The sequence below is a fragment of the Candidatus Methylomirabilis limnetica genome (assembly GCF_003044035.1).
GTDB lineage: Bacteria > Methylomirabilota > Methylomirabilia > Methylomirabilales > Methylomirabilaceae > Methylomirabilis > Methylomirabilis limnetica.
The window spans coordinates 41,305-65,702 of sequence record NZ_NVQC01000013.1 but is presented as its reverse complement, the minus strand read 5'-3'; the positions used below and the strand labels follow the sequence as shown (position 1 = coordinate 65,702).

Sequence of the window (24,398 nt, the reverse complement as noted above, 5' to 3'; positions counted from 1 at the left end):
GGAACTATCACAGCTTTCTCAGCCACTCTCTTTGTCTATGATCGATGAGACACCGACTCCTCGGAAATTAGTATAGGGGGGCGAGGAGAGAAGGGAAACATGAGTAAGACTAGGGATGACGACGGGAGCTGAGGCGACTGTAGAGAAGTTGAGCGCGCGGCGCGGCGAGGGCTTGCCGGCGGGCGCGGCGTCGCTGACGCCGGTACCTGATCCGGAGGTGGCGGCGAAGCCCACGCGGTGGCGGTTTACGGTCGAGTACAAGCTCAGGATCCTGCGTGAGCTATATTCAAAAGGTGTGCAAATAGAGGAAAGGCGGTGTACCCTCTCGGGTGATCTACGAACCCACCGGGCTGACACCCGGTCAGTGAGAGGAGAACACCGCCATGCCGAAGCAGACCACAGAATCAACCGCGGAGTCAAGGGTAACATGGAACGACCTGGAAACGTGCCTGCGAAGCAAGATGCGCGAGTGGCTGCAAGAGCTGCTTGAAGCGGAAATGGACGAGTTGCTGGGCCGCCGTAAGTCGGAGCGGCGCCAGGCTGTGGATGCTGCGCCAGGTTACCGCAGCGGACACGGCAAGCCCCGACGGCTGACGTTGTGTAACGGCACAGTCACGCTCCGACGACCTAGGGTCCGAGGACTGCAGCCGCGGTTTGAGAGCCGTCTGCTGCCCCTGTTCGCGCGGCGGACACCGGAGGTCAACGCGCTGCTGCCTGAGCTGTACCTGCACGGCCTCGCCCTGGGCGACTTCGATCTGGCGCTGCGGGGCCTGCTCGGGGAGGAGGCGCCGCTCTCGGCCACGACGGTGGCACGGCTGAAGGCGCAGTGGGACGCCGAGCGGCAGCAATGGGCGAGCCGCAGCCTCGCAGACCTGCAGGTCGTCTACCTCTGGGTGGACGGTGTCTACGTGAAGGCCGGGCTGGAGCGCGAGAAGGCGGCGGTGCTGGTGGTGCTCGCGGGCTTGAGCGACGGACGCAAGGAGCTCCTCGCGCTCGTCCCCGGACATCGGGAATCGACCGAGAGCTGGTCGGACGTCCTGCGGGACCTGAAGGCGCGCGGCCTGTCGGCGCCCAAGCTGGTCGTGGGCGATGGGCATCTCGGGATCTGGGCCGGCTTGCGCAACGTGTACCCCGAGGCCAAGGAGCAGCGGTGCTGGAATCACCGACTCTGTAACGCGCTCGACAAGGTGCCGAAGACACGGCAGGCGCACGCCCGGCTCCTGCTCACGCAGATTCCTTACGCGGCCACCCAGCAGGAGGCGGAGCGGCTGAAGGCGGTCTACCAGCACTGGTGTCGGCAGCAGGGACTCGAGGCGGCTGCGCTGGTGCTCGATCGGGACTGGGAGCGGATGCTCACGTTCTACCAGTTCCCGAAGGCCCATTGGATCCACCTGCGGACGAGCAACCCGATCGAGTCGCCCTTTGCGGCCTTGCGGCTGCGGACCGATGCAGCGAAACGCTTCAAGCAAGTCGAGAACGCCACAGCAGTCATCTGGAAGATGCTGCTGGTCGCCCAGGGGCGATTCCGTCGACTGAACGCCCCGGAGTTGCTGGCGGAGGTCTATCACGGCGTCACATTCGTGAATGGCGTGCGCGTCATGGAGCGAGCCTGGGAGGTTGCCGCCTAACTTCTTTTTGCACACCTCTTGACACGACCTCTCCTGCATGAGGCCGATGGGCTATACAAAGCCCGGGGAGATCCGGCGGCATGCTACGGCGGGAGGGGCTGCACACCTCCCACCTGTGCATCTGGCGCAAGCAGCAGCGTGCGGGGAATCTCACGAGGCTCTCCCCCGCCAAGCGGGGTCCTGCATCGAAGGAGAAGAACCCGCTGGCGGCGAAGGTGGCGGCGCTGGAGAAGGAGAGCCGGCGGCTGAAGGCCAGTGCCGAGCGCGCCGAAGCGCTGCTCGAGGTCCAAAAAAAGTCTCGGAGCTGCTGGGGATCGAGCTGAAGCGGAACAGAGAGACGGATTGATGGCGGTGGTGGCTCAACAGAGGACGGTGGTGGGGATCGCCCCGGCGTGCGTGGCCCTGTCCGTGGTGCGGGCGACCTTCTACCGGCGGCAGAAGCCGCAGATAGAGGTTCCCAGGCCTCCGCGGCAAGTCCTCCGGGCCCTGCCGCCCGACGAGCGGAAGATGGTGCTCTCCATGCTCAACGACGATCGGTTCGCAGACCTTGCGCCGGCGCAGGTGTACACAGCCGATCTCGAGCACTCGTTGCCCGGGGGCCACCAGAAATTGATAGATCTGCCCAAGCCGCCGGTGATAATACCGATCCCACCCCGCCCAATAATCCAGGCGGCGGGCAAACGCGTCCCAGTGCTCACGACGTGCCGTTAGGTAACGCTGGCGTGCGTCTTCTGCCCGATTGCCTCCGGCCTCGTTCATGGCGATGCACCTTGTGAACAATCGCCTACCCCGCGGCAATCCGTATAACTCGATAGGACAACCTGCGCCGATCGGTATTGACTCCGGCCAGTGAGGGGCGATGCCAGCGGGCTGAGAGCAGCGCAACCTCAAAAAGGTCCGACGATCGCATCTCTTGCGGGATCACCCATTCCAGTTTAAAGCTTCCTGGAACCGAAAAACTCTTCACTGGTATACCGAACCGGTTCAGGTAGAAAACCGGCAACAGTATTGCGCACACACCGATTGCTGGGGCGATTAGCAAGTTGAGCGCAGGTTTAAGCCTCGATGGAACAACCCGCAAGATCGCATAACCAACAATCGCGAAATACAGGCATAAACAAAGTGTGATTGAAAACGCAACCATACTTAAAATCCTTTAGGTTCGCCGCAGTGGGTTCCAGCCATATGGCTGTACAAACATTTGGGTAAGTTGAGCGTACAATCTTCGCCCCCCGTCAGGTTCTGGCATCCCCCCAGAGAAATGTAAACGAACAATGTTATCGACGTCTGACTTAAGAGGAATGCGTAAGATGTGATTTCTCCTGGTGAGCGTAAAATTTCGAACGGTAGCGTCTGTCTGAAGAGATAACCTCGTGGTGTTATGTAACAAACACAACGGTACTTTAAGCTTGAGTACGAGTTCGCAGGGCATAAGAACTGTAAGACGGAAAACCGACTCTGCTTTTACCCAGCCGTCCGAATATGCTCCGCCGATAGCAATGAAGTCATCGCGTGACAAGCTGCTGGTTTGGAGTTCAAGATAAAGAGGTTGAGCGTCGGGCTCAACTCGCACTTCCCCAAATTCACGAATCTGTGCGTCAATGAGAAATTCTACCATTTTTTGCTCAGATTTATCCCAGTGAGACCACAACACCGCATACTTAGCGCTACCAATCGAAGATAAATTGACGCCTTCATCCAGTTCGCAATATGTTGGGGGACGCTGGTTGACTACATAAGCAGCACAAAGAGTAGCGTCACGGTCCAGATTGACCCAGCGATATTTCTCGTGATGTTGACTGTATGCAAAGGCGCCGTAGATTACAAACTCACTAGGCAAAGGCTTGCAGGACAAAATCCTGCTTACGTCACATGATGCACGCAGATCGCGTAGCACCTCCCGATTCAAGACGTATGACTGTGCGTCCATGAACAGATACGGAATCTCTTTTCCGAGAAAGCGCTCGGATCCAGTTCGCCATGACTGCTCAGGTAATCCACTCCATGGTCTGAAGAACCAGTACGCGCTGTCATCATGGAAGAAATCTTCGATCCCCAGCGGTGAACAAATCAAGTAATCCGAATCGACCACCCAGTACCAGTTTGTCTCGACATACTGATCGCTGATCAGCTTGAGATACATCTGATTGCGAAAGTCGTCCTCACCCAAACCCTCTACTGCATCCTTGTAGTGAATGACGAGGTTGCCCGGGCGATTGATTTGGTCGAAAAGATGTTCTTCTTTCTTCCAGATGAAGAGATGGATTTTTCCTGGATTCCGGAAGAACAACTCGTAACTGAGAAAAAAATGGCGCAGCAACTTGATGTCGCGGCCGCACGTAATGATGAATAGATCGAATGGCTGCTTAATATTCATGGCGATGCGCCCTGCGAGCAATCGCCTACTCCGCAGCAATTCGCGTAACTCGATAGGACAGCCTGCGCCGATCGGTATTGGCTCCGGCTAGTGGGGGGCGATGCCAGCGGGTTGAGAGCAGCGTCACCTCAAAAATGTCTGAAGATCGCATCTCTTCTGGTATCGGCCATTCCAGTTTGAAGTGTCCAGGAAAGACGGTGATCGGGTCTCCAAGAGGGCGACCATTGGCTCGAGCACGGATGACGGTGTAGAAGCCGCGCCGCAAATTGATACATTCGCCTTCAAGTCTCAAATAAGACGCCTGACCGGGATTCACCAGTAGGAAATGGGCCTTCGGCGTGGCCCAACCGTCACTATAATAGCCCTGGGAATGGGTCACCAGATAGCGTGTTATCAGGCTGCAGACGCGCTGACCTAACAGGCGGGGCATCGAAAACAAGAACCGGTACGCGTGTGGATATTGATGCGCCAGACGGCCGAACATAGTTCTGTTATAGGTACCGAAACCATAGGTAAAATACGCTGGTGGAAATCGCATGGTCCCGTGTCGTCTCATTAAGGACACGAGTTCATTAAAGCGCGTGGTACCCCCAGAAAAGGTCTTGGCTTCCGAGTATTCGCGAAGATTGCCCAGATACTCCGGGATGTAATCGACTCGGAACTTCTTGCCGATCCTGATCCAGAGATCCCAATCCATTCCGTAGTGAAGGTTTTCGTCCAGCAAATCGATATGATCGAAGATTTGGCCTCGAAAAAAGGCCGTCTGCTGGAGGATGTTATCCCACAGATAAATAAGTTTCCACAGATTGAACTCTTCTGTATATGGAAACCGTTGTTTAATCCGGCTGTGTTCGTCGATGAGATACCCCTCGCCATAGACCATCATCGCCGCGGGATTCGCCTGGAAATGTTGTACGACTTTGCCGATCGCCCCGGGAAGATAGGTATCATCAGAGTTCAGCCAAGCCAGGATCTCACCCTTGGCCATTCGGAAGCCCTTATTGATGGCATGCGACTGACCCAGATCCGGCTCGGAGATCCAGGTGAGCCGTCCCTCATACTTTTTGAGGATGTCCAGGGTATTGTCGGTTGAGGCGCCATCAATCACGATGTACTCGATATTGGGGTAGTCTTGAGTGAGAACACTCAGGATCGTCTCCTCAATAAAGCGGCCCTGGTTATACGACGGTGTGACAATCGACACCAGAGGGCCTACCGGAGTAACTGTGGCTTGCGTAAGAGATCCTGCGAGAGTTCTCCCTATTTGGCTCGCCGGTGCTTCTTCAACCGATGCCGCCAGATTTCCCGAAGGTATTGGAGAGGACCCCTGAGCAACGGTATACAATTTCGCCGTCACGGCCTCGAGCGCCTCCCATCGGCGCTCTGCTTCGGCGACCATCTGCTGGTAGCGGGCCTCCCAAGCATCGCGGTCGGTTGTCACGGCCTCGAGTGCCTCCCGTCGGCGCTCTGTCTCGGCGTGAAGCTCTTGGATGACTTTTTCCTTCTGCTCCAATTCACGCTCGAGCTCGATTGTGTGCTGGATTTTGGACTGCAGAAGAGGGCTTTGGGACACTGCCTCGTATTCTGCGGAGAGCTGTTGGTAGCGGGCCTCCCAGGCATCGCGGTCGGTTGTCACGGCCTCAAGCGCCTCCCGTCGGCGCTCCGCCTCGACATGAAGCTCTTGGAGAACTTCCTCTTTTTTTACAACTTGGTCAGTGAGACTTTGCACGCGCTCTGACAGAATTCGTTCAACCGCGGTTGGCTCCGAATAGTTTCCCGGACATATTGACACAGAGGGAAGATCCTTTGTCAACTCAGCCATAGCGGCCTGTGATTCGCTCAGGGCTGCAGCTAGTTGTTGGATAATGGCCTCTTTTTTCACCAGTTGTGTGGTCATTATCTGTAGAGTTTTGTCACGGGTATCGAGAATACTCCACAAAACCTGCTGCTCATCAGACCTCATAGTTCGTATCCCATGAGACGATCTGCTTCTATTAAAACCTCCGCATTCAAAGTATCAATACTACCTACAGAATCCTGACTAACCTGAACAATGTGACGCTCATAACTGGTTGCAGATGGCACTGTTAATGTGTTATTTCCCGTACACTGGCGAAAATCAGCAAAAGTCTTAAGTTGCATATCAACATAGTCTATAGAGACTCCTATTACTTGCAATAATTGAATCAGCGTTTCACGGGGAGCCGATTGCAATGACTCCAAACTAATACGATGAAAGCTGCTAACCGCATTGGCATAGGCAAGATAGGACAAGGCAAATTCCTCTACCGTCAAATTTACCATATGCATGAAGTTACGCCTGATTGACCAATACACGCTCTTGGCTTTACGCGTAAGCACTAATGGCTGTAACGAATACCCTGCTCGTGCCAGATAGACAGACTGCTCAAGAATGTAGCTTGGCCCCATTGTACTGCCGCCCGCACCCGGAAGATAGTTGACCGTTACCCAATCGCGAATAATCAGCGTCTTACCTTTGGATTTGGCACGTGCGTCTAATAGAGCTATTTGCTGTGAATACGGCAATTCCTGGAATCGGCCTACCTCAGTCGTCTCAACGAACCCTAACCAGTCAGCCGCTTGCATTGCCACGGGAACTACTGAACCAGCAGGGTTGACCTCCGACAAAACCAGACAATCGGGATGTACACCGAGAAGTTGATTCACCAGCGTTCCGCCGGAGCGCGCGAAGGAATATATAACAGGAATAGTTTTCATGTTTCTTTTAGGTTGAATTCTGATCCTCAACGAGATTTAAACTCCCCCTGTGTTGGCAGAGAGGGGCCGCATCTTATGGGTTCAGTGCCGAAACATCTACTCCGTCCTTGGGGTGCACCTTCACCTCACATACGTCTAATGCTACGAATCCACGAATCATCAATGACGGCCTGGAACTGGCACCGGTGGTTCCTCGCCCTGCGCTTCTTTCTCATGGGGAAGTCAGATTCAAGGACATGCTCGCTCCGGGGCGTGATCGTGGTAGGGTGGCACATAGCCCCTCTCTTCCAGCCAAGCTAGAATCTTTGCCATGCTCTGCTCCTCGGTCTCCTGGTCGGTATGGAGGACGATCTCCGGATTCTCAGGCGGCTCATAGGGATCGGAAATGCCGGTAAAGTTCTCAACCTTTCCGGTGAGAGCTTTCTGGTACAACCCCTTCACGTCACGCTTCATCAACAGCTCGATTGGGCAATCCAAGAATACCTCGACGAAGCGACCGGTGTCCTGAGAGGCACGAACCTCGTCGCGCACCGCGCGATAAGGTGAAATGGCCGCAGCAATGGCAATTACTCCGTTTCGGCTGAGCAGGTTGCAGACGAAACCGATCCGGCGGATATTCGTATCGCGGTCTTCCTTGCTGAAGCCCAACCCCTTGGACAGATTCTGGCGGACGACGTCGCCATCCAGCACTTCAACCTTGAGCCCTCGGGCGCGGAGTTCACGCCACACCTGTCGGGCCAGGGTCGTCTTGCCTGACCCAGAAAGGCCGGTAAACCACAAGGTGAAGCCATCAACATTAGCGCTCATCGTTTGATCACAATCAGTCCGGCAAAGTTATACCGCTCTATACCACTCGATAGTTTTTTGCAATCCCACATCGAACGCCGTCCTGGCCTTGAACCCGAACTCTCGCTCGGCTCTGGAAGTGTCCAGGCACCGACGCGGCTGCCCGTCAGGCTTCGTCGTGTCCCAGGTGATGGTCCCGGTAAAGCCGGTCAACTTGGCGATGAGGTGGACCAGGTCGTGAATCGAGATCTCGAAGCCGGCCCCCACATTCACCGGGTCCGGCTTGTTGTACCGCTCGGTAGCTAGAACGATTCCCTCGGCGGCATCCTCGACATAGAGGAACTCCCGCGTGGCTTTCCCAGTCCCCCAGACAATGATCTCTCGCTGACCGGTAGTGATGGCGTCACAGCACTTCCCGATGAGGGCCGGGATCACGTGCGACGAGGCGGGGTCGAAGTTGTCGCCTGGACCGTACAGATTGACCGGCAGCAGATAGATGGCGTTGAATCCGTACTGATCCCGATAGGCCTGCGCCTGGACCAGGAGCATCTTCTTGGCCAGACCATAGGGTGCGTTAGTTTCTTCCGGATAGCCGTCCCAGAGGTCCCCCTCTTGAAAAGGGATTGGGGCGAATTTGGGGTAGGCGCAGATCGTCCCGATCGCGACAAACTTTTCGATGCCGTGAAGGCGGGCCTGCTCCATGAGCTGAATCCCCATCATCAGGTTCTTATAAAAGAACTCTCCCGGCCGCTCTCGGTTGGCGCCGATTCCGCCGACCACCGCGGCCAGATGGATAATAATGTCAGGCTTGACACTTCTCAAGACCTCGGTGATCTTCTGCTCGCTCGTCAGGTCGTATTGGGCACTCCTGGGGACAAACAGCTCCCCGCATCCTCGCGCTCTGAGCTGTCGCACCACTTGAGAGCCGAGGAACCCCGCGCCTCCAGTTACCAGGACTCGCTTCCCTTGCAAGTCATCCATCGGCCATCCCCTTCGATCTCCCTCCGGTAGAGAGGCCTATTGTCCTGCGGTTAGCCTCGTCTTGCCAGGCGCTCAGGCCGAACTCCAGGCTCCTCGGTGAAGCCTCCCCGCGGCAAGCCGCGGAGTATCGCCTTCTGTTCTGGCCCGTCATTCCGTGCTTGACACGGAATCCAGTCGGGCCCTCTGGATACCGGCTTCCGCCGGTATGACGAACTCGCGGCAAGCCGCGGGGTATCGACCCTCAGTAGATTCAACAGCAAGAGTTCAGAGGACAACGGTAAGAAGGTTGCCAGTATTCTCATGGAAACATGGGAGCATGTCAAGTTAAACTCCCGTATCGCTTGGTTTCATTGAACAGTTTCGGCTTCCTTCACTGACGCCTAGTTTTGCCGTCATGGTCCTTGTTAAGTCAGTTTTCAACTGTTAAAAGCCTAATACGATTACGAATACTGTAATATAGCACTATTATGAATTCCTACCTACCGTTCTTCAATCTTTCGCTTGTAGGTTTCTCATGACGGTTTGGGTATAAAGTCGAGGTCAACGAGCCCAAGCATCGCGGTGCTTGGGCTCGACGTTTCAGCAGACCACACTGTCGCAGAAGGTGCAGCCGCGGCATTCACTGGGCAGGTTTTCCGAGAGTACCCCCTGTCGGAACGCCCGGTACTCGGGCCGGTTCCAGATCTCAGAGAGCGGCGCTTCGCGGACGTTACCGAAGATACGGGTCGGCCATGGTCGACCGGGCGGTTCCATGCGATCGCAGGCGACGACCTCGCCGGTGAGCCACAGGTAGGCGCTGTTCATGAACGGGCACTGCGGTGGCGGCGTCGATCGGGAGCGCGCGAAGCGGACGGTTACGCCGGTTTCCCGGCTGACCTGCCGAGCTTCGATCCGGATTTGGTCACGTACGTATACGTCCAGCGGGGCAAGCCGCATGTCGGGATATAAACGGCCGTGAAAAAACTTACCGCACACAGACCGAGAGAGGCAGCGAGCCGCACGAAGTCGGGCACCTCGGCCAGGTTGCCCGGATCCATGATGTAGTTGGCGGCAATCCAGCCGTTCCCGCGCCGCCTTCGAGGCCCACGATGACTTCCTGCCGCTCATCGCATATCTTCTGCAGGTCGACCACCTTGCCCTCTAAGGAGGCGTCAACAATTAACATTTACATCTACCAAAGCAACAAACCCCCTTCATCCCCCTTTCGAAAGGGGGAAAGAGGGGGTTTGCGCATTTTTCGGATCATGAATATGTGCATGTTATTCTTTGACGCTGCCTAATTCGGCGATGCGAGCCAATAGTTCGCCAGACCGCGGGTCGGTACCAGCAATTCTTGATTGTTGAATGAACCGCTCCAGATCCTGCCCTGCACCCTCAAGATCAATGAACCCTCAGTAGATTCAAGTCCTTTACACATAGGGCGAACACCTATGACGGGATCATGACAATTGAATTCGCCCCTGCCAAAACCGTACGTGCTTGCTCACTAAATTAATGCAAAAAGTGTCTCAAAGTCATTGACGCATTCCACGCTCGCAGCGTCACCTCCCGCAATCCGATTCCGAGCGAACGCAGATCCAGGTCCGACAAGCCGAGCTGATTTGGCGAGCGAGAGTTTTTGATGGCGAACATCAACCAGATTACGCCGTCCTCGCCAATAACCTTCTCGGGAATGCGCAAGCAACGCATTCGCGGCTCGATACCGGCTGGTCCGCGGAAGACCCAGGTATCCAGCAGCAGGCCATTGACCGTGACATCTACCGAAAGTTCGCGGTTTTCATCGGGCACAAACGGATGCATGACGAATTTCGCGTGCAGTTCGCAGGCTTGGCCGACACGAAACATGGCGATGGCCGGGCTCCCGTCGGTCCACGTTCCCCAGTCTTCAGGAATCGAGAATCCGCGTATTCTCCACCACCAGCGACGAGTTTCTCCGCTACCGAAAGTCAGGGGCGTGTCCAGCGGCGCACACAGTACCCCGTACGATAGATCATCGATTGTGTCCAAAAGTAAGCGGCGTTCGCGTACCCAAGGCCAGGGGCCCGCGTCATTGGGATACCAATCCTGCAGGTATGTAACCATGGCCCGCGAAAGCTCATGTGCTGAATGCGGCGTCCGGCGCTGCTCTTCCAGCACTTCCCGGTACAGTAGCGTCAATTGTTCAACATACGCGGCTAAGCCGCCCTCCGCTCGCAGCCGCGTGGTGACTTCGGTTGCCTGTATTGCGTTGTAGCGGTCGATCTCGGTCCCGATCGTCTGTGGCGTCAGGGGCTGGCGCAGCGTGCGCAAACCGAAGTTCAACCGGCGCCAGTCGGCAAATCTTGATACGTCGCACATCCCCGCCAGTCCGCGGCCATCGCAGACCACCACTGCCCGGCCGCACGCCATCGCTTCCATTGCCGAAAGCGCCGAGCCGAAGACGAGGTCGTAGCCCGGAATGACGTGCTCTGGTGCGTCGATGGTGCGGCCAACCGAGTAGCCAATAACGTCGAGATGAATACCCCGTTGCGCGCAGGCCGCTTGTATCGCAGCGATGTGCCCCTGGTTCTTGGCGAACGCGAGGGCGCGTCGAGGTTGCGGTGGCAGCGACGCCTCTGGCACAAAACGATTGATATCCACAGCATTCAACAGGACGCACACCTTGTCCGTCGGAATGCCGCTTTCAAGAGTAAGTCGGTCGTACACGGTTTCATCGACAGCCACATAGCGACGGATCGTCGGGAATTGAGGCGGGGAATCGTACCACGCAGTAAAGTCATGACAGACGAAGATGGCAGGAGTCTCCGGAAAGCGTGCCACCGCGGCCACCGTAGTCGGCAGGTGATGGCCATGCACGATGTCGATTGGCTGCGTGATATCGTTCAGATCCGTGACCACGGGGATCGATGCGTTCCTGAGTTCCATCGCGATTGGGCCGAGCGCGGGCGCGTGGACCAGCGGCCGATGCCCCTGCCGAAGCAACTCAAGCGCAATGTTCCGCGTCTGGATCTCGGTTCCGGAGCGACCACTCAGAAAGAGGTTGGTGAGCAATACCGTTAGTGGCCGGCTCATGGTTCGTACCCCAAAGCATCCAGCAGATCGCCCGCAACGCTCGCAAACTCCTCGCGCTTAGACGGTGTGAGCGTGGCGCGCCAGGTCAGTACGCGCTCCGAGATTGCGGGGTGGTGATGCCCGTGGATGATATCTAGCATCTCACCAATTAGGGAAAGGTTCTCGATCACCGGAATAGTGGTAGCCCGATTTCGTGGGTGATCTCGCCAAGATGTGGACTGTAGACGGCGGGAGCGTGCCCCCGGCGAATCAGTTTCTTAGCCAGATCCCGCACGTTGATCTCAGTCCCTGTCCGGCTCGCCATGGTGATATTGGCAATGAGAATCTTGAGAGGCTTCACGCTGCCACCCTCTTGCCAGCCGTCCTAATCCTGCCAGAGCCTCGGCAATTGGCTTTAAGTGAATGTCACGCCTGATGACCTGATCATACAGTCCCTCGGCAATACGACACTCGCCAAAGCCCTCATAGAACGGCTTACCCGGAGGCCCCAGCCGGCGACCTCCAGGCCTGAAAATCTCCTCTCGAAAGGCATCGGCAGGGGTATTCTCCAGCACCCGCTTGATCTCGCCGCGCAGCTCCTTGTATCGCTCAGCGGCCTCAATCTTTCTGCGAAGCTCACCGTCGGTCAGGTTGATTCTGATCTCTGCATCACATGCCTGGGTCTCCCACGGGGGGGTGACCAGGTCGAATTCATACACTGGAACCCTAGCCTGCCGTCGCCCCTCCATAAGCCGTACCGCCGCATCGGCCATAAGCCGGCACAGATCGTGGACCGGGTTGAATCCTTCCGCCGCATCGCTTACCACCACAGTGACTCCCGCACGATCATAGATATCGGCTGCCTCCTCCGCAAGGCCCGTGAACAACCCCACATCTTTCCGAAGAATGGCGCTATATGCCTCCTTATCGGAAAGCCGCCCGAAGATCGGTCCGGCTTTGGCCCCAGTCTCCGCCAGCAGGGTGCGGCTTGACTCTGTCCGATCTGCCTTAACCCCACCGGACCCGTCCGTGATGGCGAGAACCAGTGGCTTTGTCCTCTCCACCCACCCGTAGATTCGAAGTTCATGCCCAGGATGCCCAATGAAAAGGCCGGTACACCCACTCAATAGGATTGCCTCTCCCTCACACATCATATCCGAGTTCCTCAAGTAATGAGCCAGCGACGGTTCGAGCCCACGGGAACTCGTACATGGAGGCCACCGTGCGGCTTGACGAAATAGTTGCGGTTTTGGTCCTAAATGCATTGTGTCAAGATCATTGCACACTATACAATATATTTCAGTTTGGGATAGCCGAATACGATAAAGTTCGCCATGAGCATTACCCTTGCCTGAGGACGTCCCGGATGTACCGGGCCGTAATGGCCTTCATCTCCTACTCAACCGGTTGGAAGACGATTGAGAAGATCGGCAGACCCAGCTCGCGACGATCGGGCACGCCGAACATCCACGGTCGTACGGGATTGCAGGTCAAGATCAGCCGCTGTTCACGCCCGTCCACAAACATGGACGGTTGAATCGAGAACGATACGAACCCATCTTTGAACTGGACGGAAGAAGAGGGTAGTTTAACACGATTGAAGAAAATGCTAAGGCAGAGCGGGACGGGGGCCCTTCGCAGAGACCGAGTATCGATTTGGACCTCGTATGAGGCCACCGCGAGACTTATACGCACCATCGACACCGGACCGGACCAGCGGAACGACTCCTTTTCCCACTGCTCCAAGGCGTGAAAGCCTACAAGTCGCTCTTCCGAAACCTCAGCAACCCTATAGTCATACGACTCAGATAGTACCGGCCCGGACGAGGCCAAATACTCCGCGATATATTCGAGTCGACTGTAGCGGACCATCCGTTCATACGCATCAGAATAGGCGCGAAAGAGTCTCCGATCGTTCAAGCGCCACATCCGGGACCTCGCCCGTGCTATCTGGAGTGCCCAGGCGGCTTCGAATACTCGCCAGCGTGGGCCCAACAGGGCAATCGGCAGGGTCTGCAGGAACGTCTTCGCCTGGACCTCGAACATCGCCCGGCCGACGCCGTCGCGGAACCCGCTCCACAGGCTTCTCCAGGCCGCTCGGCACGCGGAACGGGCCACCGAGGGACGCAGCAATTCGCGCGCACTCCACTCCGGCGCACAGCCGAAATAGTGCTCACAGTAGGCAGGCAGCGCGCTCAGACGATAGGCGCACTCCCCGCGCGTGAATTCCCTGACAAAGGGAAACAGCTCCCGAAAACTTGTGGTGTACTCATGCCGAACGGCTGCACCGGCCGCATATCCTAACCGGCGACCCCGGCTGTGCAGCTTCGCCGCAAAAGCCCATTCGGCAAAGCGGCCATAGGCATATTCGAAGCCTCCCTCTTCCAGGTAGGTGTCGCGATAAACGGCGAAACCGCGCAGAATCACTTTGCGCCAGTCGCCCCGTTGAGAAAAGAGACGAAAACCCGTTTCAAATAATTGTTCCTCCATGCGCGCCATGACGTTCGAACAGATTCCGATACTCCGACAACATGCGCCGTCGTAATCATGGGTGGAGAAAAAGGCGCTCAGCTCTTCCAGACATTCGCGCTCTGCGATACAGTGCGGCTCTGTGATGAAAAGCAGCTTGCCCTTGGCGCGGCGGGCACCGAGGTCGTACAAGTGCAGCTCGTTGGATGTATGATGACAGATGAACTCATCCCCCGGTCCAAGCAGCGCTTTCACGCGATCGTCCCGGTTCGGATCCGATCCGTCGGTCACGACTATCAATTGGAACCGCTCCCGCGGGTAGGTCTGCCCATGGACCCAGCTCTTCACGCACTCTTGAGCCAGCCCCCGATCATCCGGAAGCGTCACAATCACCGAGATATCAGGTTCCGTCACGTCGCGGTCGATTCGTTCGCTGATCCGAATAGTCCGGCGTGAACCGAACGCGAGGGTATCCCGTCGTACGGCTTGTCGAAATGTCTCCAGTTCTGATACCGGATCACGGTCCCTGGCGAGAGGCAACACAGCCATCGCATCATCTACCGCGCTTTGAGCGCAGCCGATTACCGCTTCGAGCGTCTTCAGGGCATCCTTTGCATCATTCCGATGGGGGATACCGGCTTCAAGCGCGTCGCGTAGTTCTTCGTGGAATGCCCGCGTGGCGGCACGATACCTTTCGATGGATCCATCTCGGACCTCCGGGCCAGGGCGCTCGCTGGAGATGATCCTGAAGTAACCGGCCGCCTGACATTCGGCCTGTCCATTCGAGCCTGTCACCGACACGCGCTTTTGCAGCCAGTCGCCGCGAAAGGTACCGGACCGCTGGTACAGGAGTCCTGTTTCCAATGTGGCCCGCAATCCTCCCTCGAAGGCGAGGTAATGCGTCATCCACATCGGAGCGGGGTGTGAGTCATCATTCCGGTACCCTTGGTCCCCTTGTGTATACCGGGCGAGAAGATCCGGATCATCGCTCCATTGAGACATGATCCACAAAATCTCCCGCGTACCGGCGAACCAGCGAATGGCATCCAGCAGATGTGGCCCTTGGTTGAGGAGATTGCCGTAGCAGCTTCCACGAAGGAACTCAATCCGGCCAAGTTCTCCTGCGTCGATCGCAGCCTTCATAGCAATAAACTCATCGCAAAACCGAAGTTGATGACAGACCGTCAACAGTATGCCTCGCGCCGTGCAGGCTCCGAGCATCAACTCGGCTTCGGCCAAGGTCACCGCCATCGGCTTCTCGACAACAATCGCGCGGATGCCTGGAAATGGGGCAAGCTGCATCACCAAGTCTGCTCGCCCGCGTGCCGGCGTCGCACAGATCACGATGTCAGGTCGATGGCGTTCCACAAGCTCCTTCACATCCAGATACCCTGGAACGCCCAGGGAGTCGATTGCCGTACGTAAAGCCGGCGCCGACTGATCGACAACAGCCACAAGTTCAAGTCCGATAACGCTCTTCAGAGCACACGCGTGCTCAATGCCGCGGGGCCCGCATCCTATGACTGCAGCGCTCAGCATGGTGTCCTTCCCCGACAGCAGAGATGACCGGATCTGTTATCGTTTTCCATTCAGGCTACCGCCCACCAATCTTTCGCCTATAGGCTTCCCATGATGGTTTGGGCGTAAAGTGCAGATCGACCAACCCCAGCCAGGGGCCGCACGGGAATTCCCCCTCCTGAAGTGAGTCTCGGAACCCAAACCAAAAGACCTTCTCTGCGCCTTCGGCCATCGCGGTATCGTAGAGGATAGGAACGTAGACCGCCTGCTCTTGAAGTGAGACGCATTGTCCGTCGCCTTTCTCACGCAGGTCGGCGCCCCAGCCCGCCTCTGTGACCCAGACCGGTTTCCCAGGGAACGCAGTCCTCATCAGGCGAACGCCGCGGCGAACAGCGGTTTGATCGAGCGAGTTAGCCTTCTCGAGACTCTCAGGGCCGCGCTTCGCATCGGTATATATCGATACACCGGCGATATCGAAGAAATCAGGCGCGCCCAGATCTCGGAGCCGGTTCACATAGTCGATCACGTTATTCTGCAACGCGGGATCAGGAAGGCCCAGTATCGTCCCCAGGGGATCAGGGATGTAGGCCAACATAGCCAGGATTTTCGCTTCAGGATCGACCTCCTGCTTGGCCAGGAAGGCAGGTTTCAACCATCCTTTCAAGTACTGCTCCGGGCCGATCTTTCCGAAGATGGTATTGTTCGCCTCGACCCCCATCGCCCAGTGCTGCACCCCGTACAATTGGCCGTACGTGGGGGACCCAACAACGTGGCTGTATGGTTTATATCGGGCGATAAGCTGCTTCATGAAGGTGAAGAATGTCGGCGAGTAACCCGCCGGATCATTCCAGTCAGCCGGAATGTCCGGGATGAGTTGGTAATATGGGGCAACTTGCCTGGCGGAGGGATCAAGGAGGGATGCAGGCGGTGTCGAGAGCATCCATACGAGGTGAAGCCGGTGATCTCTGGCCTTGGCGACGAAACGATCGGGGACCGTCCAGTCGAACGTTCCGTCTGCTGATTGCATAAAGGCCCATTGGATAGCGACCTTCACCCACTTGACTCCAGCCTGCTGGAGCATGGTCATTCCCTGCTCAACAGCCGCCTCCGGCCACTTGCTTGGGTCGATCGGAAAGATGTGCTCATCGAGACCGAATGTGTCAGGGGAACCGGGCCGGTCGGTTGTGATCTTTGTAAAGCGAAGCGGCGGGCCGACAGGTCCTGGTCCCATTGGGCCATTGGCGGTAACCCGCCAGACATAATGACCGGCTGGGAGGGAGAACCACTGTTCAGGTGAGAAGGTAAACTCCGGCGTCGTGATATCCACGAGAACAACTCGTCCGTCTGGAAGGGTGAACTCTACATGATATGAGGTCGCATCAGCGAGCGGAGTCCAGCGAACAGTCACCGGATCGGCGTGCGTCGTCGCATCTCCCGGACCAAGGGGGATCGGAAAAGGTACTCCGGAGAGCGGAGCCGGCTCCGGGTAGGGTCGAGTCTTATTGAAGCTATGCATTGTGAAAGCCCCCGCCATGCCTTGAGCATCAACGGCTGCCACTCCCCAGAAATAGCGGCCGCTTGAAGTCGCAGCCCATGTTTCTGGTGGGATTTGGAAATGAGGGTAGGCAATCTGAGAGAACGTGAGGGACCGGTCAAGAAGGGGGGCCAGGAGGATAAGAGTGTAGCCGGCTGCGCCATCGATGGCAGCCCAGCGAAGAGTCGGCGGCGATCCATCATCGAGTGTGGCGCCCTCCGCCGGCTCGACGAGCGCCGGGGGCGGAAACAGGATAGTGGTGATCACGGGGACTCGCCGACCAAAATACCTGGAAGATTCGAGCACCATCTGCGGGCTGATGGTGATCTGTTCCTGAATCTCCGGCGCTCGAAGGTCAAAAGCGAAGGACTTCTCGCTGCCGGGCTCGACTACCTCGTCGGGAAACAGTAACACGCGGCCTGGTCCGACCGTCATTGGTCGGCCGCCGGATGTCTGGTAGCTGAGATTGAGATTGATATTGGCAGCAGCCGTCCAGGAGGCCGATCCGGTATTGCGAACGCGAACCGTTGCAGGACCGCCTTCTCCGGTAAACATGACAGACGGTATCGCGAGTTGTACGATCGATGCGTCGAGGTCGATCTGCCGGCGCTGGACATACGAGCCGGTGGAACAGGACACCAGCGCGAGGAGATACAGGAGTAGGGCCGCCGGTCTCATATTCCGGCTATTTCAGTCCGCGAATCCGACGCCACTGGTTCACCTGCCAGCCGGGGGGCATCCGATCGATGACGTCCTCTGGTGGAACCGCAATCGGCGAGCGAGGCCGATTGAGGGCGTAGGCGGCTGCAATCTCCAGGAGTTCAACGACCAGGAAGTCCTGATCTTCCTGGATACGGCGGACATATTCGGCTTGCTCATGCGACGGCTTGTCCTGATACGAGTTGCGCCGCCATGCCGAGTTGAATTTGAACACGGTGAGGGCATTGACTGCTGTGAAACGGGTTCCGTAATCATGGGCGCGAAGAACGAATTCGAGGTCCGGTGGTATGCGTAGAGTCCGGTAGTCCTTCCAGCCACCAATGTGATCGACCAACTCCCGCGTGTGCATAACGGATGAGGGTGGCAGGCCCATACCCCGTTCGTAGTGGCCCGATCCAGACAATCCCGTTAACACGCGCACTCCGCTGCCGGGAGGACCGATCATGACCGCCAGCGAATAGGCCAGGTCTGCATCCGTCTCCTGTACGGCCTTGGTCAGCATGGCCAAGTGCCTAGGATACCATACATCGTCGTGCCCGAGATACGCAACGTATTTGCCACGCGCCAGTTCAAGGCCCACGTTGTTTGGGGTGGATTGACTGCCCGAATTGTGCGGAAGGTTGTGCCACCGCAGACGGGAATCGCGAAACGATGCCACAACCTCTTCAGAATCATCGGTACACCCGTCGCCGATAATCAGCATTTCGAAGTCCTGGCATGTTTGCCACAAGACGCTCTGAATGGCATAGCGCAGGACGCTGCTCCAATTGTATGTTGCGGTGATGACGCTGACTAGGGGTGGGGGCAAATCCATCAATCTCTTTCTCTTCGACCGCCTGCGCTACCAGTCTAACCGATCGTCAACGCGATACGGAATCAGATCATTGTTCAGCGGGAGGCGATACTTGTCTGGGTCGGCGTGGTTATACGCGCGTGTCGGCATGTTGATGAACATCACGTCGGTCGTCCCAACATTCTGAAGGACATGGTAGACTCCGCGCGGGATAAACAACAACCCTCGGTTGTGTTCACTGATACACAGCTCATTCAGCATTCCATGCGTGGGCGATTCCTTGCGGGGATCGTACAGCACAATCTTCAAGGTTCCCTGGCTGACGAACACGCGATCATCCTGCTGATAATGGACCACCCAACCCTTGACTCGCCCTGGACGCAGGGTCACCTGGTACACGTACACCACAGGGGCATCGGAAAAGTTCCAGGCCGGATTATAAATCTCGCAAATGGTTCCGCGTTCATCCGGATGGGTAATGGCTGAGCGGAGGCGCACATCATGGATGAGCGGGAGGACGGCTTTCCCCTCCGGCGTGACCGTTTGGTGATCCTTCTTGAGTGCTTCAGTCATGTGCGCCCCTCTCTCTGCTATTAACCGTCTCACAATACTCATCAGTGCCAGATATTACGGGGGAGCATAAAGTAGATTGCACTCTCGCACAACATCTCCAGCAACTTCCCCCTTTACGAAAGGGGGATTGAGGGGGTTTTACCGACCGTTCAAAACCCCCCTTACCCCCCTTTGCTAAAGGGGGGTAAGCTATTTTATGCTCTGAGTAATAACCGTCTCACAATATCCATCATTGCCAGGCAAGCTCTTAGACGGAGGTAGCCTCTTCCATAAGCTCTGCACACTCAAGGTCGGCACCGTGACGACGTTCGGGCGTTGACACCGCGCAATGAAGGACCCCGCAGCAAGCTGCAGGGTATCGTCTTCCGTTCTGGCCCGTCATTCCGTGCTTGACACGCCTGCCCCGTACTTGATACGGGGGGGGAATCCAGTCGGGCCCTGTTGGATACCGGCCTCCGCCGGTATGACGAACTCGCGGCAAGCCGCTGGGAATGAACCCCCAGTGGATTCAAGAGACCACGGTTATGGTGGGCCACAAAGAGGTGGTAGGTATGTTGGCAGTCGATTGCAGTGAGGTGCGTCAAGAGATTAGTCGTGTATGTCTCCATCCCGCCGATCTGGCCGGGGAAGAGCGGGAGGGTGTTTACGCCGATGCGCATGGATGAGATCCCCACGGTAGTGTCCTAATTCAAGCCCACTGGAGAGAGTGTCCCCGGCTCGAAGGCCACTCTACGCGTCATTGCGAGCCGAAGGCGAAGCAATCTCACGGTTCTTCACGATCAGGAAGGCAGAACGGTTGGATGGCCACGCTCCCGTTGGTCGCTCGCAATGACCAGGCAGCGGTTCGCGAACGAAATGAGGGCAGTACCGGTCCCCACGATTGCTTGGTGCTGCCCGCACAACCCAAGGGTCAGACAGAGTCCCTCTTTGAAGAGAGGGTCACTTAACGAAGCCCATCGTGTATGAGTCGTGCTCGCCACCGTACCTCCATCTGCTCCAGCCGATTGGGTAGCAAGGTCTTGGTTCATCCTCCACCACCTTCACCCTCCATCCGACCGAGTCGATCGGTGACGTAGGTCACGATCTCTCTCGCCAAGCGCACCGCCTCCCCCGCGGCATCTCGAGTGAAGATATGGGCCGGAATGCTGTCGGGTACGCTGTTTGGATATCGAGTCGGGATGTAATAGCCATCCAAGATCGACCACCGCGCGACCAGTTGGTCGAATGCTGGGTCATAGCGGGCAGCCGCTCGGCACAACCGCTCGACTGAATGACCTATCACTATCTCCTCGCCCTGCGCATAGAGGAACCCCTTGAGGGCCTTTTCGCCGATCTGCTGGGCCAGGAAGCAGGCAATGTGATACCCGCCGCGCTCTGCCAGATCTTCGGCCCACCGCAGATCCTCGACGGCCTGTTGCAGCCATCTGGCGCCCTCTTCACGAGGTGCTCGTCTCATAGAGGACTACCTCCTCTCGACGCAAATGCTTTATGAACGGTCGGTCCTGCATCCGCTCTAACTCCCCAGGGGTATAGCACAGCAGGTCCAGGTCCACGGGCAGGGCCAGGAGCGGGTACAACATGCGAAGGCGGTCGATAAAGCTGAGATCCGTGTCCATCACCACCAGGATGTCGAGATCGGTGAACAGATCGGCCCGGCCCCGGGCATAGGACCCCACGAGGCTGATCCGCTTGATCCCTTCAAGGCCGGACAGGACCGTTACAACCCGCTTCAGCGAGGACTCTAGCAGCGCCGCGTAGGCAGCCCTGGCGCTGTATATTCGGTCCGTTGTCTCCATCGGATGCTCTTCTGGGAACTCGATTCCGCGACCTCAGACCTGACGGCTCGCACGGCACATCGAGTGCTGTGTAATTTGATTCAGATCAATACCTGCTACAACGGGAATCGCTAGGCCCAGTCGCAAACGCAACGCCATCCAGTCACTCAGCGCCTCACGGAGTTCACGTCGGCAACCCTCTAACGTAGCATGACGCGCCCACACACCTTGAAGACCAGGAATCTCTCCCCAGTACGTTCGTTCGTCCTCAATAATCTCATAAACGGCTTGTTCCATAGCCTTGTCAATATACTCGGCAAGTATAACATCCCTCCTCCACTAGAATTCTACCACTCTCACTTTTGGAATCGGGAAGGTGAAGCGCCTCCAATGCCCGGCGCAGATACGATTCGGCTGCAGCGATGTTGCGGGAATCTGATTGAAAGGTCTCGAAACTCTCCCCAGGCAAAGCCCGGAGGGAGGCCACCATCCGCCGGATCCACGCCGCTCGCTCCGCCACGATCTTGGCGCGCAACTGCCCAGGAGTCATCTTGTCTCACCCGAGAGGATCAACTGCCAACGCTCACGGGCGTATGGCGCCAGGTCCCCAGCTCGCCGCAAGACGTAGAGTTCATCCTCCGCCTGGGCGTCGGCGTCGGCGCAACACAGGAGCTCCCCCCGAATGACATCCAGTGCAAGAAACGGATCGGCCTCCGGTAGCACTACGAGATCCACACGGCCGACGCCGAGCAGGTCCTCCAGCTCGATAGAGAACCGGACCCGCTCCTGTGCCGTCAGGCGGTGACCTGGGAGAGGCTGTACCCCGATGTCTACATCCGACTCAGGAAACTGCGGTGATGTCGCTTCACCGTACACCTGGCTGACGACTTCGGTCGCTCGGCTGCCGAAGGCATACACCGCCCCAAGGTTGTAGCGCGCGCTGATCTCTTTTAACGGCTCTGTTACGGACATGTTCACTACACCCTAGGTTTCGCCTTGATGGTCATGGTCGCCACCGTTACTCCATCTTGATCAGCCTGACCCCCTTAAGGCCAGACAGGACCACTACGACCCACTTCATCAAGGACTCCAGCAACGCCGCGTAGGCGGCCTTGGCGCTGCCTATTAAGTCCATGTGAGCAGCAGAGTATAACTTCATACAATGGCAAGAACCGTACCACATTCATTGGCAGCAGGCAAGTTCATTTGCGTGTTAGCAGCGGTCGGTCCATTTCTAACCGGCCCAGGGTGGTGAGGCTCTCCAGGTCGTCTCACACGTCGCTCATTGCGGTCAGCTTCATACAACCAATACCTCGTGCGCCCTCCTGCTTACCGGGCGGGGATAAACCCCGCCCCTACAGATCAGGCGGCCGAGGGGGACTTTCGGGGCGAAGAGAGGCCCGAATATCATCCGTCGCGCTGTCGAGCGCGGAGGTTAGGTTAGCCGGGAGGATCGGCTCCCGGAACCATCACGGTCACCCCTTCGAGGCGGGAAAAGTGTTTTCGGTCAAATGTGCAGGCAATCATCAACCCCACGCCTCGCATCCAGGCCGCATTGTAGGCATCGATGAAGCCCACATTCTTCTCCGTATACCAGGTCATGGCTTGCAGCATCAGGTCGCCATCCGCCACCTCGAGCCCAGGGGTGTTCAGGATGGCCAATACCTTGTCTTTGATGTCACTTCTCGGGAGTTGGTAGAAGGTTTCCAGTGTCCACACAATCTCCGCCATGACCAGTGTGTTCGTCACGAGGACCAGCTCTCCAGCCGCTGCACGACGGAGCACCTGCTCGACGGCCTCTGCCTGTTCCGGCACATCGTTGGTCAGGTAGCGCAAAAAAAGATTGGTGTCGGCGAAGAGGCGCTCAGGCGTCATTCTCGATGACCTGGCGAGCGTGGCGATCGATCACCTGCTGGCGAATGGCGGCGAAATCCTGAGGTCCTGATACAGGGACACTTCCCCGCAGGTCCAACAACGTGCGGGTGAGGGGCTGCAGAATGACCTCGTCGCCCCGACGGACGAAGGCCAGCCGATCGCCCTCCTGGAGGTTGAGCCATCGGCGGATCGCTTTAGGGACTGTAATCTGTCCTCGACGTCCTACTTTAATGATAAGCATCAGATTATTTACCTATTCGTCGATACTTTATCTATTTGACATACATAATGAATTTTATCTGTCACGCCTGTGAATGTCAAGCGCACATGCTGCCTCCCGGCGAAAGCACTCTGGTATCGCCAGATTTATCCCGATCAATAAAACCCAGGTGTTCCGCTTGATACGGGGGAATCCAGTCGGGCCCTCTGGATACCGGCGCCTGCCCCGGACTCTGATCCGGGGTCCGCCGGTATGACGAACTCGCGGCACGCCGAGGGGAATGAACCCCCAGTGGATTCAAAAGAGATGAGCCTTCACGTGATGGCCGATGGCGGCCAGGTACTGGTCGCCGTAAGCTCCCGCACCGCGCTTCGCAGTTGCCCCGCCAGTTCCCTGAGCCGCTCCAAGTCGATCTCACGCACTCAGCACCTCACGGAGATACCGGCGAGCGAAGAGAAGAAAGCGGAGGTTGTCCCGTCATGGCGTGGTAACGAAAGGCCAGTGATGCGTCGTTTAGGAGGCGTCAACAATTAACATTTACATCTACCAAAGCAACAAACCCCCTTCATCCCCCTTTCGAAAGGGGGAAAGAGGTGATTTGTACCGATCGTTCAAAACCCCCCTTACCCCCCTTTGCTAAAGGGGGGCAAGCTATTTTATGCTCTGAGTAATAAGATTGCCTCTCAGCCAAAGGTTGAGTCTTCCTATACCACCCGATCGTTCTAAAAACATTACTCATTCCCCATCTCCAGGCGACCCAAGGCGATAAGACTCTCCAGGTCGTCCTGTGCGTCGGGTAGATAGCGGCGAAAGAGCTCACAGGTCTCCTGATGGCGAGCCTCCGATGCTGCCCCAAGCATGCGTGCCGCATCCGCCAGATCCTGCGCGCGTCCCGCCTCAACCTTCATCAGGACGAGATACGGCAGGTCAAGCACGGGAAGTCCCTGGCGGTCCTGTCTCAGCGACTGGAGCGCTTCCGACACCCACTCCGCCCGAGACTCAATGACATCTACTATGGCCCCCATAGGGGAGCGCCAGGTCATACCCCCGATGGCAAGCTCTTGCACCGGAAGAAAGCCGGCCCGTTGCAGGCGTACTCTCACCTCTTCCTGATCCGACACATTCACCAGGATGTCCAGGTCCTGAGTGGTGCGCTCAGGCATGTAGGCTCGGGTAGCAACGGCCCCCACCACGGCCCATGGGATGCCGGTGAGCGTCGGCGTAAGATCAGGCCAGTACGTCATAGCCGTTCGAGCTTCCAGGAAGAGTCTGGAGCTGCCGGTTCCCGGTTGCGCCCGCCTGCGGGCCATGTCCAATAACAACCGACGTCGGGACGCTACGCTCATCTCCATCTCTTACCATGCCTCCTGGCAGAGTAGT

26 protein-coding genes are annotated in these 24,398 nt (G+C 57.3%); 6 read left to right on the top strand and 20 right to left on the bottom strand.

Annotation, left to right across the window (positions count from 1 at the left end):
* Nucleotides 1–115 precede the first annotated feature (115 nt).
* The 4 genes from CLG94_RS13395 to CLG94_RS03045 all read left to right on the top strand — a co-directional run bounded on the left by CLG94_RS13395 (nucleotide 116) and on the right by CLG94_RS03045 (nucleotide 2,339).
* Nucleotides 116–490, top strand: a complete 375-nt coding sequence (locus CLG94_RS13395) for a hypothetical protein (protein ID WP_193450628.1) — start codon at nucleotides 116–118, stop codon at nucleotides 488–490.
* The gene (locus CLG94_RS03055) at nucleotides 384–1,628 is read left to right on the top strand and encodes an IS256 family transposase (protein ID WP_107561423.1); all 1,245 of its coding nucleotides are present in this window, start codon (nucleotides 384–386) and stop codon (nucleotides 1,626–1,628) included. The genes CLG94_RS13395 and CLG94_RS03055 overlap by 107 nt, the downstream gene beginning before the upstream one ends.
* Before the next feature lie 80 nt (nucleotides 1,629–1,708).
* Entirely contained in the window at nucleotides 1,709–1,951 is a 243-nt protein-coding gene (locus CLG94_RS03050) for a hypothetical protein (protein ID WP_107561422.1), read from the top strand.
* A gap of 31 nt (nucleotides 1,952–1,982) precedes the next feature.
* Nucleotides 1,983–2,339: a hypothetical protein gene (locus tag CLG94_RS03045; RefSeq protein WP_153062381.1), complete on the top strand. Its 357-nt coding sequence runs from the start codon at nucleotides 1,983–1,985 to the stop codon at nucleotides 2,337–2,339.
* 445 nt (nucleotides 2,340–2,784) lie between these two features.
* Here the strand turns inward: CLG94_RS03045 and CLG94_RS03040 are convergent, their stop codons facing one another.
* From CLG94_RS03040 to CLG94_RS02985, 12 genes are all read right to left on the bottom strand, one after another.
* Complete coding sequence (locus tag CLG94_RS03040) at nucleotides 2,785–4,005, bottom strand: hypothetical protein (protein WP_133174613.1); 1,221 nt, start codon at nucleotides 4,003–4,005, stop codon at nucleotides 2,785–2,787.
* 25 nt (nucleotides 4,006–4,030) lie between these two features.
* Nucleotides 4,031–5,968: a glycosyltransferase family 2 protein gene (locus tag CLG94_RS03035; RefSeq protein WP_107561419.1), complete on the bottom strand. Its 1,938-nt coding sequence runs from the start codon at nucleotides 5,966–5,968 to the stop codon at nucleotides 4,031–4,033.
* Nucleotides 5,965–6,744, bottom strand: coding sequence for a hypothetical protein (locus CLG94_RS03030; RefSeq protein ID WP_133174612.1), 780 nt, complete (start codon nucleotides 6,742–6,744; stop codon nucleotides 5,965–5,967). The genes CLG94_RS03035 and CLG94_RS03030 overlap by 4 nt, the downstream gene beginning before the upstream one ends.
* A gap of 228 nt (nucleotides 6,745–6,972) precedes the next feature.
* Nucleotides 6,973–7,551, bottom strand: a complete 579-nt coding sequence (gene cysC / locus CLG94_RS03025) for an adenylyl-sulfate kinase (RefSeq protein WP_107561417.1) — start codon at nucleotides 7,549–7,551, stop codon at nucleotides 6,973–6,975.
* A gap of 27 nt (nucleotides 7,552–7,578) precedes the next feature.
* Nucleotides 7,579–8,511: a GDP-L-fucose synthase family protein gene (locus tag CLG94_RS03020; protein ID WP_107561416.1), complete on the bottom strand. Its 933-nt coding sequence runs from the start codon at nucleotides 8,509–8,511 to the stop codon at nucleotides 7,579–7,581.
* A gap of 579 nt (nucleotides 8,512–9,090) precedes the next feature.
* Complete coding sequence (locus CLG94_RS03015; protein ID WP_107561415.1) at nucleotides 9,091–9,618, bottom strand: SPASM domain-containing protein; 528 nt, start codon at nucleotides 9,616–9,618, stop codon at nucleotides 9,091–9,093.
* A gap of 384 nt (nucleotides 9,619–10,002) precedes the next feature.
* Entirely contained in the window at nucleotides 10,003–11,562 is a 1,560-nt protein-coding gene (locus CLG94_RS03010) for a glycosyltransferase (protein WP_107561414.1), read from the bottom strand.
* A gap of 281 nt (nucleotides 11,563–11,843) precedes the next feature.
* Nucleotides 11,844–12,695, bottom strand: coding sequence for a hypothetical protein (locus CLG94_RS03005; RefSeq protein ID WP_107561413.1), 852 nt, complete (start codon nucleotides 12,693–12,695; stop codon nucleotides 11,844–11,846).
* Between the two features lie 241 nt (nucleotides 12,696–12,936).
* Nucleotides 12,937–15,549, bottom strand: a complete 2,613-nt coding sequence (locus CLG94_RS03000) for a Gfo/Idh/MocA family oxidoreductase (RefSeq protein WP_107561412.1) — start codon at nucleotides 15,547–15,549, stop codon at nucleotides 12,937–12,939.
* 55 nt (nucleotides 15,550–15,604) lie between these two features.
* Nucleotides 15,605–17,740 carry a beta-galactosidase gene (locus CLG94_RS02995; protein WP_107561411.1) on the bottom strand — a complete coding sequence of 712 codons (2,136 nt, stop codon included), beginning with the start codon at nucleotides 17,738–17,740 and terminating at the stop codon, nucleotides 15,605–15,607.
* A 7-nt stretch (nucleotides 17,741–17,747) separates the two neighbouring features.
* A complete protein-coding gene (locus tag CLG94_RS02990; protein WP_107561410.1) occupies nucleotides 17,748–18,596 on the bottom strand; it encodes a glycosyltransferase family 2 protein in 849 nt (282 codons plus the stop codon).
* 27 nt (nucleotides 18,597–18,623) lie between these two features.
* Nucleotides 18,624–19,148 carry a dTDP-4-dehydrorhamnose 3,5-epimerase family protein gene (locus CLG94_RS02985; RefSeq protein WP_161953989.1) on the bottom strand — a complete coding sequence of 175 codons (525 nt, stop codon included), beginning with the start codon at nucleotides 19,146–19,148 and terminating at the stop codon, nucleotides 18,624–18,626.
* 491 nt (nucleotides 19,149–19,639) lie between these two features.
* Between CLG94_RS02985 and CLG94_RS13225 the strand changes: the two genes are divergently transcribed.
* Nucleotides 19,640–19,813 (top strand): hypothetical protein, encoded by a 174-nt coding sequence (locus tag CLG94_RS13225; protein ID WP_161953988.1) that lies wholly within the window; start codon nucleotides 19,640–19,642, stop codon nucleotides 19,811–19,813.
* Nucleotides 19,814–20,172: 359 nt separating this feature from the next.
* On the opposite strand, the gene CLG94_RS02980 is transcribed toward CLG94_RS13225, so the two are convergent.
* The 7 genes from CLG94_RS02980 to CLG94_RS02955 all read right to left on the bottom strand — a co-directional run bounded on the left by CLG94_RS02980 (nucleotide 20,173) and on the right by CLG94_RS02955 (nucleotide 23,039).
* Nucleotides 20,173–20,604: a HEPN domain-containing protein gene (locus tag CLG94_RS02980; RefSeq protein WP_107561408.1), complete on the bottom strand. Its 432-nt coding sequence runs from the start codon at nucleotides 20,602–20,604 to the stop codon at nucleotides 20,173–20,175.
* Nucleotides 20,585–20,944, bottom strand: a complete 360-nt coding sequence (locus CLG94_RS02975; RefSeq protein WP_107561407.1) for a nucleotidyltransferase domain-containing protein — start codon at nucleotides 20,942–20,944, stop codon at nucleotides 20,585–20,587. The genes CLG94_RS02980 and CLG94_RS02975 overlap by 20 nt, the downstream gene beginning before the upstream one ends.
* A gap of 33 nt (nucleotides 20,945–20,977) precedes the next feature.
* Complete coding sequence (locus CLG94_RS13530; protein ID WP_107561406.1) at nucleotides 20,978–21,247, bottom strand: type II toxin-antitoxin system HicB family antitoxin; 270 nt, start codon at nucleotides 21,245–21,247, stop codon at nucleotides 20,978–20,980.
* Nucleotides 21,228–21,473: a hypothetical protein gene (locus CLG94_RS12950; protein ID WP_133174611.1), complete on the bottom strand. Its 246-nt coding sequence runs from the start codon at nucleotides 21,471–21,473 to the stop codon at nucleotides 21,228–21,230. The genes CLG94_RS13530 and CLG94_RS12950 overlap by 20 nt, the downstream gene beginning before the upstream one ends.
* Entirely contained in the window at nucleotides 21,470–21,895 is a 426-nt protein-coding gene (locus CLG94_RS02965) for a nucleotidyltransferase domain-containing protein (protein WP_107561405.1), read from the bottom strand. The genes CLG94_RS12950 and CLG94_RS02965 overlap by 4 nt, the downstream gene beginning before the upstream one ends.
* 468 nt (nucleotides 21,896–22,363) lie before the next feature.
* The gene (locus tag CLG94_RS02960) at nucleotides 22,364–22,798 is read right to left on the bottom strand and encodes a type II toxin-antitoxin system VapC family toxin (protein ID WP_107561404.1); all 435 of its coding nucleotides are present in this window, start codon (nucleotides 22,796–22,798) and stop codon (nucleotides 22,364–22,366) included.
* Nucleotides 22,788–23,039 carry an AbrB/MazE/SpoVT family DNA-binding domain-containing protein gene (locus tag CLG94_RS02955; RefSeq protein WP_107561403.1) on the bottom strand — a complete coding sequence of 84 codons (252 nt, stop codon included), beginning with the start codon at nucleotides 23,037–23,039 and terminating at the stop codon, nucleotides 22,788–22,790. Before CLG94_RS02955 ends, CLG94_RS02960 begins: the two co-directional genes overlap by 11 nt.
* 231 nt (nucleotides 23,040–23,270) lie before the next feature.
* On the opposite strand from CLG94_RS02955, the gene CLG94_RS02950 reads away from it, so the two are divergent.
* The gene (locus CLG94_RS02950) at nucleotides 23,271–23,552 is read left to right on the top strand and encodes a hypothetical protein (RefSeq protein WP_153062380.1); all 282 of its coding nucleotides are present in this window, start codon (nucleotides 23,271–23,273) and stop codon (nucleotides 23,550–23,552) included.
* A 197-nt stretch (nucleotides 23,553–23,749) separates the two neighbouring features.
* On the opposite strand, the gene CLG94_RS02945 is transcribed toward CLG94_RS02950, so the two are convergent.
* Nucleotides 23,750–24,370: a hypothetical protein gene (locus tag CLG94_RS02945; protein WP_133174609.1), complete on the bottom strand. Its 621-nt coding sequence runs from the start codon at nucleotides 24,368–24,370 to the stop codon at nucleotides 23,750–23,752.
* Between the last annotated feature and the right edge of the window lie 28 nt (nucleotides 24,371–24,398).

Bases quoted from the DNA above. Each gene is read 5' to 3' on its own strand.
- CLG94_RS02995 (WP_107561411.1), bottom strand. From the start codon at position 17,740: ATGAGACCGGCGGCCCTACTCCTGTATCTCCTCGCGCTGGTGTCCTGT.
- CLG94_RS03030 (WP_133174612.1), bottom strand. From the start codon at position 6,744: ATGAAAACTATTCCTGTTATATATTCCTTCGCGCGCTCCGGCGGAACG.
- CLG94_RS02955 (WP_107561403.1), bottom strand. From the start codon at position 23,039: ATGCTTATCATTAAAGTAGGACGTCGAGGACAGATTACAGTCCCTAAA.
- CLG94_RS02945 (WP_133174609.1), bottom strand. From the start codon at position 24,370: ATGGAGATGAGCGTAGCGTCCCGACGTCGGTTGTTATTGGACATGGCC.
- CLG94_RS03055 (WP_107561423.1), top strand. From the start codon at position 384: ATGCCGAAGCAGACCACAGAATCAACCGCGGAGTCAAGGGTAACATGG.
- CLG94_RS03020 (WP_107561416.1), bottom strand. From the start codon at position 8,511: ATGGATGACTTGCAAGGGAAGCGAGTCCTGGTAACTGGAGGCGCGGGG.
- CLG94_RS03015 (WP_107561415.1), bottom strand. From the start codon at position 9,618: ATGAGCGGCAGGAAGTCATCGTGGGCCTCGAAGGCGGCGCGGGAACGG.
- CLG94_RS03035 (WP_107561419.1), bottom strand. From the start codon at position 5,968: ATGAGGTCTGATGAGCAGCAGGTTTTGTGGAGTATTCTCGATACCCGT.
- CLG94_RS13225 (WP_161953988.1), top strand. From the start codon at position 19,640: ATGAACCCCCAGTGGATTCAAGAGACCACGGTTATGGTGGGCCACAAA.
- CLG94_RS02950 (WP_153062380.1), top strand. From the start codon at position 23,271: ATGACGAACTCGCGGCACGCCGAGGGGAATGAACCCCCAGTGGATTCA.
- cysC (WP_107561417.1), bottom strand. From the start codon at position 7,551: ATGAGCGCTAATGTTGATGGCTTCACCTTGTGGTTTACCGGCCTTTCT.
- CLG94_RS03010 (WP_107561414.1), bottom strand. From the start codon at position 11,562: ATGAGCCGGCCACTAACGGTATTGCTCACCAACCTCTTTCTGAGTGGT.
- CLG94_RS02960 (WP_107561404.1), bottom strand. From the start codon at position 22,798: ATGACGCCTGAGCGCCTCTTCGCCGACACCAATCTTTTTTTGCGCTAC.
- CLG94_RS03050 (WP_107561422.1), top strand. From the start codon at position 1,709: ATGCTACGGCGGGAGGGGCTGCACACCTCCCACCTGTGCATCTGGCGC.
- CLG94_RS02990 (WP_107561410.1), bottom strand. From the start codon at position 18,596: ATGGATTTGCCCCCACCCCTAGTCAGCGTCATCACCGCAACATACAAT.
- CLG94_RS02975 (WP_107561407.1), bottom strand. From the start codon at position 20,944: ATGGAGACAACGGACCGAATATACAGCGCCAGGGCTGCCTACGCGGCG.
- CLG94_RS03000 (WP_107561412.1), bottom strand. From the start codon at position 15,549: ATGCTGAGCGCTGCAGTCATAGGATGCGGGCCCCGCGGCATTGAGCAC.
- CLG94_RS02985 (WP_161953989.1), bottom strand. From the start codon at position 19,148: ATGACTGAAGCACTCAAGAAGGATCACCAAACGGTCACGCCGGAGGGG.
- CLG94_RS13395 (WP_193450628.1), top strand. From the start codon at position 116: ATGACGACGGGAGCTGAGGCGACTGTAGAGAAGTTGAGCGCGCGGCGC.
- CLG94_RS03005 (WP_107561413.1), bottom strand. From the start codon at position 12,695: ATGATGTGTGAGGGAGAGGCAATCCTATTGAGTGGGTGTACCGGCCTT.
- CLG94_RS12950 (WP_133174611.1), bottom strand. From the start codon at position 21,473: ATGACTCCTGGGCAGTTGCGCGCCAAGATCGTGGCGGAGCGAGCGGCG.
- CLG94_RS02965 (WP_107561405.1), bottom strand. From the start codon at position 21,895: ATGTCCGTAACAGAGCCGTTAAAAGAGATCAGCGCGCGCTACAACCTT.
- CLG94_RS03040 (WP_133174613.1), bottom strand. From the start codon at position 4,005: ATGAATATTAAGCAGCCATTCGATCTATTCATCATTACGTGCGGCCGC.
- CLG94_RS02980 (WP_107561408.1), bottom strand. From the start codon at position 20,604: ATGAGACGAGCACCTCGTGAAGAGGGCGCCAGATGGCTGCAACAGGCC.